The organism is Thiolapillus sp., assembly GCF_048562965.1.
GTDB classification, from domain to species: Bacteria; Pseudomonadota; Gammaproteobacteria; order Chromatiales; family Chromatiaceae; genus Thiolapillus; species Thiolapillus brandeum_A.
The window spans coordinates 1-743 of the sequence record NZ_JBHNMF010001263.1 but is presented as its reverse complement, the minus strand read 5'-3'; the positions used below and the strand labels follow the sequence as shown (position 1 = coordinate 743).

The window sequence follows — 743 nt, the reverse complement described above, 5'->3', positions numbered from 1 at the left end:
TTGGGACATCCCAGCCCCCAAAATCGACTCGGCCTTTGACAACCTATTGGTGCCCCAGCCGTCCTGGTCACCCAGCACTACGCAACAACTTCGCAAGCTCGTTGCTGCTCCGTACTTGTCTCCCAATGACTGGACGCCGCGTTCGGAGGCCTACTTTGTTTTCCCTCTGGCGCAAGGCACGCCGGGAAAACAGTGCGGCCTCGCGGCTACTGGGGTCTACCAGCCTTCGCTTCGCTCTCCATGGCTGGCAGCGGTCGATGGGCACCGCCGGGTCACTCAGATAGGCTTTCAGTTGTCCCCGGTGGTTCTCGGCATACACCAGCGCCTTGGCCAGGGGATCACTGTTGAGCACGTCCATCCGCTGGCATTGGTTGTGGCACCAGCCAAAGAAGGCATCGACGATCGGTAGTGCATGATGACTGCGGTAGGCGAGTTTCTCCTCACCCGCCAGTTCCTTCTCCCGGATCTGCTGCTCTACCCGGTAGAGGCCGCCGATCAGTATGAGCGCTTCTTCTGCGGCAGGATCACTTTTGCTCGCCCGCTCGAAGTAACGCCGGGTATGTGCCCAGCACTGGGCCTGGGTGATCCCTGGCTTGTTCCTGGCATAGCGGTCATAGGCGGTATAGCCGTCGCTGAGCAGCACACCGGAAAAACCCTCGAGCTGTTGTTCGATGTGTGCGCTGCCCCGACTATCCGACCAGGTGAAGCAGATTTCATCATTCTCGCCATAGATCGGCCAGTAC

The 743-nt window shown here is 59.8% G+C and carries 1 protein-coding gene and 1 pseudogene; one reads left to right on the top strand and one right to left on the bottom strand.

Annotated elements, in window-relative coordinates:
• Positions 1-49: 49 nt before the first annotated feature.
• Positions 50-409, top strand: a complete 360-nt coding sequence (locus ACOCD2_RS23695; RefSeq protein WP_419626260.1) for a hypothetical protein — start codon at positions 50-52, stop codon at positions 407-409.
• Here ACOCD2_RS23695 and ACOCD2_RS23690 read toward each other — a convergent pair.
• Positions 302-712 (bottom strand): annotated as a pseudogene (locus tag ACOCD2_RS23690) (IS66 family transposase); the annotation flags it as partial. The gene ACOCD2_RS23695 and the pseudogene ACOCD2_RS23690 overlap by 108 nt on opposite strands.
• Positions 713-743: the final 31 nt, after the last annotated feature.